Source organism: Micromonospora deserti (assembly GCF_003236335.1).
Taxonomy (GTDB): Bacteria; Actinomycetota; Actinomycetes; order Mycobacteriales; family Micromonosporaceae; genus Micromonospora; species Micromonospora deserti.
The window spans coordinates 1-2,956 of sequence record NZ_POUB01000438.1 but is presented as its reverse complement, the minus strand read 5'-3'; the positions used below and the strand labels follow the sequence as shown (position 1 = coordinate 2,956).

Annotated in this window: 3 protein-coding genes; 2 read left to right on the top strand and 1 reads right to left on the bottom strand. The window is 75.8% G+C overall.

Features of this window, described 5'->3' with window-relative positions; genetic code table 11:
• The coding region (locus C1I99_RS30810) for a hypothetical protein (RefSeq protein ID WP_233512812.1) at positions 1–795 on the bottom strand (795 nt) is incomplete at its 3' end.
• 102 nt (positions 796–897) lie between these two features.
• Between C1I99_RS30810 and cofD the strand changes: the two genes are divergently transcribed.
• Positions 898–1,875, top strand: coding sequence for a 2-phospho-L-lactate transferase (gene cofD, locus C1I99_RS30805; RefSeq protein ID WP_111137661.1), 978 nt, complete (start codon positions 898–900; stop codon positions 1,873–1,875).
• Positions 1,872–2,956, top strand: a 1,085-nt coding sequence (locus C1I99_RS30800; protein ID WP_111137660.1) for a coenzyme F420-0:L-glutamate ligase, incomplete at its 3' end; no start/stop codon positions are given. The genes cofD and C1I99_RS30800, both read left to right, overlap by 4 nt.

Below are 2,956 nucleotides of genomic sequence, written 5' to 3'. Positions count from 1 at the left end.
GTTGGCCGGCGGGGACGGCGGGGCCGGGCTGGCCGGCGGTCCGAACGGCGGCGCGGCGTTGGCCGGCGGCGCCGACTGCGGAACCGGGTTGACGGGCGGCGCCGACTGCGGAACCGGGTTGACGGGCGGCGCCGACTGCGGGGTGAACGGCGGGGTCTGCTGGCCGTAGGGCGCGCCGTACTGGGGGGCGGGCCAGCCGCCCGGGTGTCCTGCTGCTGGCGGGTAGCCGCCCGGCTGGCCGGGGACGGGACCGCCCTGCTGGGGCCATCCAGGCCGGGGCTGGCCGTACACGCCGGGCTGGGGCTTGGGCTTCGGGACGTGGTAGAGGGTGCGCCAGACCTTGTACACCAGGTACGCCGCCACCGCGAAGACCGCCAGCCAGCCGAGCCGGGTGAGCAGGCCCAGGAAGGCGTCGAGGACCTCCGCCTCGGCCAGCCGGCCCACCGTCCAGATCAGCAGGGTCAGCCCGCCGAGCAGGGCGCTGGCCGCGTACTCGCCGAGCGCCACCTGTGTGATCAGTTTCGCCCTCGGCACCACCGGCCGCAGGTGGGTGGCGAGCAGCACGGCCAGCGCCGGCAGGAGAACCGCCTCCATGCCGACGAACGCGAAGAAGGCGCTGCCCGCCCGGCCGGTGACGGTGCCGTACGGGGTCGGGGTCAGCAGCCGGATCAGGCCGACGAAGAGGAACACGGCGTTCGCGCCGAGGAGGACGAGCGCGGCGGGTTCGCGCAGTGGCTTGGTCAGCTGGCTGGCCTGCGTCGCGTCGGTCGACGCGGGCTCGGCGGGGCTGGTCACGAGGATCCCCCTCGGGAGGCGAAAACGGACAGTTGCCGACGTGAGCCTAGTCTCCCCGGGCACCGGCGGCCCGGAGGCGGCCCGTACGCGAGGATGGTCGGCATGCGCATCGTGGTTCTGACGGGCGGCATCGGGGGTGCCCGGTTCCTGCTCGGCGTCCGGGCGTACGCCCGCGAGGTCGGCGCCGAGGTGACCGCCGTGGTCAACGTCGGTGACGACCTCTACCTGCACGGGTTGAAGGTCTGCCCCGACCTGGACAGCGTCATGTACACCCTGGGCGGCGGGGCCGACCCGGAGCGGGGTTGGGGACGCGCCGGGGAGAGCTGGACGGTCAAGGAGGAGCTGGCCGGGTACGGGGCGGAGCCGACCTGGTTCGGCCTCGGCGACAAGGACATCGCCACCCACCTGGTCCGCACCACCATGGTCAGCGCCGGCTACCCGCTGTCGGCGGTGACCGAGGCGCTGGCCACCCGCTGGCAGCCCGGCGTACGCCTGCTGCCGGCGACCGACGACCGGCTGGAGACGCACGTGGTCGTGAGCGGGCCGAACGAGCCCGCGAGCAGCGCCGACCTCGACGGCGGCCAGCGTGCGATCCACTTCCAGGAGTGGTGGGTGCGCTACCGGGGGAACGTGCCCACCCACCGGTTCGTCTTCGTCGGCGCGGAGACCGCCAAGCCGGCGCCCGGCGTGGCGGAGGCAATCGCCGGGGCGGACGTGGTGCTGGTCGCGCCGAGCAATCCGGTGGTGAGCGTGGCGCCGGTCCTGGCCGTGCCCGGGCTGCGCGAGGCGGTCGTCGACGGCCCCGCCCCGGTCGTCGGCGTGTCGCCGGTCATCGGCGGCGCCCCGGTGCGGGGGATGGCCGACCGCTGCCTCGAGGTGCTCGGCGTGGAGTGCAGCGCGGCCGGCGTCGGCGGGCTCTACGGCGCCCGGTCGGCGGGCGGGCTGCTCGACGGCTGGCTGGTCGCCGAGGAGGACGAGGGCACCGTGGTGCCGGAGGTGACGGTCCGCGCGGTGCCGCTGCGGATGACCGACGAGGCGGCGACGGCGGCCATGGTCCGCGCCGCGGTGGAGCTGACGTGAGGCTGGAGATCCTGCCGGTGCCCGGCATCGGCCCCGTGTCGGAGGGCGACGATCTGGCGGCGCTGATCGCGACCGCGGCGCCCTGGCTGCGCAACGGCGACGTGCTGGTGGTGACCAGCAAGATCGTCTCGAAGGCGGAGGGGCGGCTGGTCGACGTTCCGGCGGACGGGCCGGAACGGCTCGCCGCTCGGGACGAGGTGCTGGCCGCGGAGACCGCGCGGGTGGTGGCGACCCGGGGCGCGACGCGGATCGTGCAGACCCACCACGGCTTCGTGCTGGCCTCGGCCGGCATCGACGCGTCCAACGTCGACAAGACCCGGCTGGTGCTGCTCCCGAAGGACCCGGACGCGTCGGCGCGGGGGCTGCGCGCGGCGCTGCGGGAGCGCTACGACCTCGACGTGGCCGTCATCATCAGTGACACGATGGGCCGGCCGTGGCGCAACGGGCTCACCGATGTGGCGCTCGGCGTCGCGGGGATGCCGGCCATCCGCGACCACCGGGGCGAGGTCGACCCGTACGGCAACGAGCTCCAGCTGACCCAGATGGCCGTGGTCGACGAGTTGGCCGGCGCGGGCGAGCTGATCAAGGGCAAGTGTGACCAGGTGCCGGTGGCGGTGGTGCGCGGCTATCTCGGCGTGACCGGGCCGGACGACGGTGCCGGCGCGGCGGCGCTGGTGCGGGATGCCGCGATGGACCTCTTCTCCCTGGGCACCGCCGAGGCGAAGGCGGCGGGGCTGGCCGCCGCCGCCACCCTGCCGGACGGCCCCGGCCCGACGCCGCCGTCGCCCGAGGCCGTCGCCCGGGCGATGGCCGCGGTGGCCGAGGTGGTCGCCCCCGGCACGGTCTTCACCCACGTCACCGACGAGGGCGTACGCGCCGGACTGGTCGCCGCGGTGCCCGGCTGGCCGGCGGCGGCGACCGCCCTCGTGCTCGGCTCTCCCGCCACCCCGGGCGGCCCGGATGACCTGGTGCGCTTCGGCACCGACCTGCAACGGCTGCGCACCGCCCTCGCCGCCGAGGGCATCGGCTCCACCCTGCTCCCCCCGCCGGCCGGCAGCACCGCCGGCGGGGGGAGCAGGGT

Excerpts from the sequence above, each read along its gene's own strand:
- cofD (WP_111137661.1), top strand. The coding sequence starts at position 898 with ATGCGCATCGTGGTTCTGACGGGCGGCATCGGGGGTGCCCGGTTCCTG.